General features: G+C 37.3%; 5 protein-coding genes. All 5 read left to right on the plus strand.

Features of this window, described 5'->3' with window-relative positions; translation table 11 throughout:
* Positions 1-64 precede the first annotated feature (64 nt).
* Positions 65-298: a hypothetical protein gene (locus tag HMPREF2701_RS07320; RefSeq protein WP_001022845.1), complete on the plus strand. Its 234-nt coding sequence runs from the start codon at positions 65-67 to the stop codon at positions 296-298.
* A gap of 84 nt (positions 299-382) precedes the next feature.
* Positions 383-1,891, plus strand: a complete 1,509-nt coding sequence (locus HMPREF2701_RS07325) for a tyrosine-type recombinase/integrase (protein ID WP_070482608.1) — start codon at positions 383-385, stop codon at positions 1,889-1,891.
* Positions 1,892-1,972: 81 nt separating this feature from the next.
* Positions 1,973-2,824, plus strand: a complete 852-nt coding sequence (gene ylqF, locus HMPREF2701_RS07330; protein ID WP_049487185.1) for a ribosome biogenesis GTPase YlqF — start codon at positions 1,973-1,975, stop codon at positions 2,822-2,824.
* Positions 2,811-3,590 (plus strand): ribonuclease HII, encoded by a 780-nt coding sequence (locus tag HMPREF2701_RS07335; protein WP_061589730.1) that lies wholly within the window; start codon positions 2,811-2,813, stop codon positions 3,588-3,590. Before ylqF ends, HMPREF2701_RS07335 begins: the two co-directional genes overlap by 14 nt.
* Positions 3,591-3,606: 16 nt before the next feature.
* Positions 3,607-5,157: a ClC family H(+)/Cl(-) exchange transporter gene (locus HMPREF2701_RS07340; protein ID WP_061589731.1), complete on the plus strand. Its 1,551-nt coding sequence runs from the start codon at positions 3,607-3,609 to the stop codon at positions 5,155-5,157.
* Positions 5,158-5,353: the final 196 nt, after the last annotated feature.

Below are 5,353 nucleotides of genomic sequence, written 5' to 3' on the forward strand. Positions count from 1 at the left end.
TTCTTATGATGACTTCATCAGTCATGCCATGGCGGTAAAAATATTTTTTAGGAAGGATGATGACATGAATATAAAATATATATCTGTCGAAAATTCCATTGCAGAATGGGCCGATAAAAAAGGAATTCTAAAAAGATGGGACGGTTTAAATCAATATACATTGAACAGATGGATTAAAGAAATGCGAGAAAACAGAACATTTTCCATGTATGTAATTAACCCAACCCATAAACTTGTTTTCATTAATCTAGAAGGATTTGAAAGTTTCTTAAGATGGAAGCAAAAGCGGACAAAATAAGGAAGTCATGGTATAATATAGGGTAGTTATTTATTCTATACAACAATGATTTATTTCTTTTTAAAAGTTAAGAGGAATTAAATTATGTATTATGTAACTAAAACAAATTCAAAAGGGCAACCCTTATATCAAGTGGTTGAAAAGTACAAAGATCCACTAACAGGAAAGTGGAAATCAGTAACTGTAAGTTATACTAAGAATACTAGTAGGGCGAGGAAACAAGCTGAAAGAGAGGTTCTTGATAAAATAGATAGACTAACTACTTCATTTGAAAGTCAGTTTAGCCCTGAACTGATTACAACATTTGGAGAGTTAAAAGAAAATTGGTTTCAGACTTGGTGTGTCTCTGTTAAACCACAAACAATTCAGAGAGAACTACTGGTTATAAAGCGTCTTGGGAAAATTATAGGAGATGATTTTTTGTTAGACAGGATTACTCCACTTCTGATGAAAAATAGTCTCAATAAATATTTAGAAATGTATGATGCATCGCCTTCAACAATGACTCATATAAAAAGTACTTGTAATAAGATTTTTAATCATGGTGTGTTATATAATGTCATTAAGTTTTCTCCAATGACTGCGGTAAAACTAGATATTTCACTAGAGAAAAGACGTAAAGCAAAAGAAAGACATGATTCTAAATTTCTAGAAATCCATGAATTACATGCATTTTTTGATGTGTTACGCCAATGCAGAAATGCAAACTATTATGATCTTGCTATAGTATTGTTGCTTACAGGTATTCGAATTAGTGAAGCAGCATTTTTACCATCAGATATTGATTTTGAAAAAGGAATCTTGCATATTGATAAAGCACTTCAATATCATTGTTTAAAAGTTGAACAATTTCATTTTGATACAACAAAAACACTCAATTCAATTAGAGAAGTAGCTTTGCCTGAAGCTGCAAGCGAAGCTATTAAAAGGACAATACAGAGAAATAAAGAGTTTGATGCTTATATGAAGAAACATCCCTGTCCTGCTTTTACACATTCTGAAAGTGTATTTAGAACAGAATACGGCTCTCCAATAACATCAAGCACTTTTCGTCAAATTTTGAAACGAATAGAAGGAAAATTATTGACAAATTGTTTAAGTGACTATGGTTTTAAGTGGGTAAAACATGTTACTCCCCATTCGTTTAGGCATATGCATATTAGTTACCTTCAAAGCAATGAGATGCACATAGCAGTGAAAGATATTATGACTAGAGTAGGACATGCTAACTTTGAGACAACAATGGGCTATACACATAATATAAATCGTTCACAAGAAAATACTGTAAAAGCCTTAAATCAATTTGTAGAAAATCACAATTTCCATTTTGAAGAATTGAAAAGTTATACCTGTAAATATTCCAGAATGATTGAAAAATTCATTGAAACTAGTGATAATAGCAATAAAGTAGAATTAAGTGTTGATGAATTCAAAGACTTGTTACATCTTAGTCCACGTTACTCACCTAAAAATATTGTTTCAAATTTACTATTAAAAATCAAAAAAGATATTGTCAAATACCACCCACAGTTTGATATAAAGATTGTGAAATCAAGCGAGAATCAAATCAGAGGTTTTTCCATTGCATGGTAGTTTTGGTGTTCGCTTGGTGTTTAGACAATAGTAAAATAAAATAGGGGCTCTAAACCCTTGCTACGAAAGGAAAAAAACTCAATGGCTACTATTCAATGGTTTCCTGGTCACATGTCTAAAGCTCGTCGACAGGTGCAGGAAAATTTAAAATTTGTTGATTTTGTAACGATTTTGGTGGATGCACGCTTACCTCTATCTAGTCAAAACCCTATGTTGACCAAAATCGTTGGTGATAAACCAAAACTCTTGATTTTAAATAAGGCGGACTTGGCTGACCCAGCAATGACCAAGGAATGGCGCCAGTATTTTGAATCACAAGGAATCCAAACTCTGGCTATCAACTCCAAAGAGCAAGTGACTGTAAAAGTTGTAACAGATGCCGCTAAAAAACTCATGGCAGATAAGATTGCTCGGCAAAAGGAACGTGGAATCAAGATTGAAACCTTGCGTACCATGATTATTGGGATTCCAAACGCTGGAAAATCAACGCTTATGAATCGTTTGGCTGGTAAGAAAATTGCTGTTGTCGGCAACAAGCCTGGTGTGACCAAAGGTCAACAATGGCTCAAAACCAACAAAGACTTAGAAATCTTAGATACGCCAGGGATTCTTTGGCCTAAGTTTGAAGATGAAACTGTTGCGCTTAAGTTAGCCTTAACGGGAGCTATTAAAGACCAGTTGCTTCCTATGGACGAGGTAACTATTTTTGGCCTCAATTATTTCAAAGAACATTATCCAGAAAAGCTGGCTGAACGCTTCAAACAGATGAAAATTGAGGAAGAAGCGCCTGTTATTATTATGGATATGACCCGCGCCCTCGGTTTCCGTGACGACTATGACCGTTTCTACAGTCTCTTCGTGAAGGAAGTCCGCGACGGCAAACTCGGTAACTATACCTTAGATATATTGGAAGACCTCGATGGCGACGATTAAAGAAATCAAAGAACTCCTTGCTACAGTCAAGGACTTAGATAACCCTGTTTTTTTAGAGCTTGAAAAGGATAATCGCTCAGGAGTTCAAAAGGAAATCAGCAAGCGTAAAAAAGCCATTCAGGCTGAATTGAATGAGGATCTTCGTTTGGAATCCATGCTTTCCTACGAAAAAGAACTTTACAAACAAGGATTGACCTTAATTGCAGGTGTTGATGAGGTCGGTCGAGGTCCTCTGGCTGGGCCAGTAGTTGCTGCGGCCGTTATTTTGCCTAAAAATTGTAAGATTAGAGGCCTCAACGACAGCAAGAAAATTCCTAAAAAGAAACATCTAGAAATTTATCAAGCCGTTCAAGATCAAGCCTTATCAATCGGCATTGGTATCATGGATAATCAGGTCATCGACCAAGTCAATATCTATGAAGCAACCAAACTGGCCATGCAGGAAGCAATCTCCCAGCTCAGTTCTCAACCTGAGCACCTTTTGATAGATGCCATGAAACTGGATTTGCCAATTTCACAAACTTCCATCATTAAAGGAGATGCCAATTCCCTCTCGATTGCAGCGGCTTCTATAGTAGCCAAGGTGACACGTGATGAATTGATGAAGGAATACGATCAGCAGTTCCCTGGCTATGACTTTACTGCTAATGCAGGATATGGAACAGTTAAACACCTGGAAGGCCTCACAAAACTAGGAGTTACCCCAATTCACCGAACCAGCTTTGAACCCGTTAAATCGCTGGTTTCAGGAGAAAAAGAAAGTTAAGTTAGAAGGAATGATTATGGAGGAACAGTCAGAAACACTCAGCTCCAAGAAAGAATTTGCCTTTGCCTCGAGCACCATATTATCCCAAGTTGGACGAGGAATCATTGTTGGTCTCATTGTTGGAATTATCGTTGGATCCTTTCGGTTTTCAATCGAAAAAGGCTTCCACCTGATACAAGGACTTTATCAAGATCAAGCGCACCTAGTGCGCAACCTTTTTATCATTGGTCTATTTTATTTAATAGTTTGTTGGCTCAGTGCGAAATTAACCCGATCAGAAAAAGATATCAAAGGATCAGGAATTCCTCAAGTCGAAGCAGAATTAAAGGGATTGATGACTCTCAACTGGTGGGGCGTTCTTTGGAAAAAATATGTGCTAGGTATTCTTGCTATTGCCAGTGGACTCATGCTGGGGCGTGAAGGGCCAAGTATCCAACTTGGAGCAGTCGGTGGTAAAGGAATTGCCAAGTGGCTCAAATCCAGTCCAGTAGAGGAACGCTCCTTGATTGCTAGTGGAGCTGCAGCAGGTTTAGCTGCAGCCTTTAATGCACCAATTGCAGGACTTCTCTTTGTGGTAGAAGAAGTTTATCACCATTTTTCACGCTTTTTCTGGGTATCTACTCTCGCAGCAAGTATCGTAGCAAACTTTGTCTCACTACTCATATTTGGCTTAACACCCGTACTGGACATGCCAGACAACATCCCACTCATGACCCTAGACCAGTATTGGATTTACCTCCTTATGGGAGTTTTTCTTGGACTATCTGGTTTTCTCTATGAGAAAGCTGTGCTCAATGTTGGTAGAGTTTATGACTGGCTTGGTCAAAAAATCCGTTTGGATAGAGCTTATTATCCAATTCTGGCTTTCATTCTCATCATCCCAGTCGGAATCTTCTTACCACAAATCCTTGGTGGTGGAAATCAGCTGGTTCTTTCCTTAACTGAACAAGATTTTAGTTTCCAAGTTCTATTAGTTTACTTTTTGATTCGCTTTGTTTGGAGCATGATTAGTTATGGAAGTGGCCTTCCAGGAGGAATTTTCCTACCAATTTTAGCGCTTGGCTCCTTACTTGGAGCTTTAGTTGGTGTTATTTGTGTCAATCTTGGACTTGTCAGTCAGCAGCAATTCCCTATATTTGTCATTCTAGGAATGAGTGGCTATTTTGGAGCAATATCCAAGGCTCCCTTAACTGCTATGATTCTGGTAACCGAAATGGTAGGAGATATTCGCAATCTCATGCCACTTGGATTAGTGACCTTGGTTGCCTACATCATCATGGATCTACTCAAGGGTGCACCAGTCTATGAAGCTATGTTGGAAAAAATGCTGCCTGAAGAAGCATCAGATGAAGGAGAAGTTACCCTTATTGAAATTCCTGTATCAGACAAAATTGCTGGGAAACAAGTACACGAACTCAATTTACCACACAATGTCCTTATCACAACCCAAGTTCATAATGGAAAAAGCCAAACCGTTAACGGTTCAACCAGAATGTATCTGGGGGATATGATCCACCTGGTGATTCCAAAAAGCGAAATTGGGAAAGTCAAAGATTTGTTATTGTAGAAGTTTTTACATAATTTATGTTATGTGAAAACGAATTTCTTAATTAAATACACTAGAAAACCGATTCTCAGCAATGAGGTCGGTTTTTTCTTGTTAGAAATATTATAATATATTATAAAAAATGATTAAATTATTCTAGGTTATAGTATAATGAGAAAAGGAGGAAAGCTTAAATGAGTAATTCTGGCATCAAAAA

It is taken from the genome of Streptococcus sp. HMSC077D04 (genome assembly GCF_001808785.1).
Classification (GTDB): domain Bacteria; phylum Bacillota; class Bacilli; order Lactobacillales; family Streptococcaceae; genus Streptococcus; species Streptococcus mitis_BX.

Bases quoted from the DNA above. Each gene is read 5' to 3' on its own strand.
- HMPREF2701_RS07320 (WP_001022845.1), top strand. From the start codon at position 65: ATGAATATAAAATATATATCTGTCGAAAATTCCATTGCAGAATGGGCC.
- ylqF (WP_049487185.1), top strand. From the start codon at position 1,973: ATGGCTACTATTCAATGGTTTCCTGGTCACATGTCTAAAGCTCGTCGA.
- HMPREF2701_RS07340 (WP_061589731.1), top strand. From the start codon at position 3,607: ATGGAGGAACAGTCAGAAACACTCAGCTCCAAGAAAGAATTTGCCTTT.
- HMPREF2701_RS07325 (WP_070482608.1), top strand. From the start codon at position 383: ATGTATTATGTAACTAAAACAAATTCAAAAGGGCAACCCTTATATCAA.
- HMPREF2701_RS07335 (WP_061589730.1), top strand. From the start codon at position 2,811: ATGGCGACGATTAAAGAAATCAAAGAACTCCTTGCTACAGTCAAGGAC.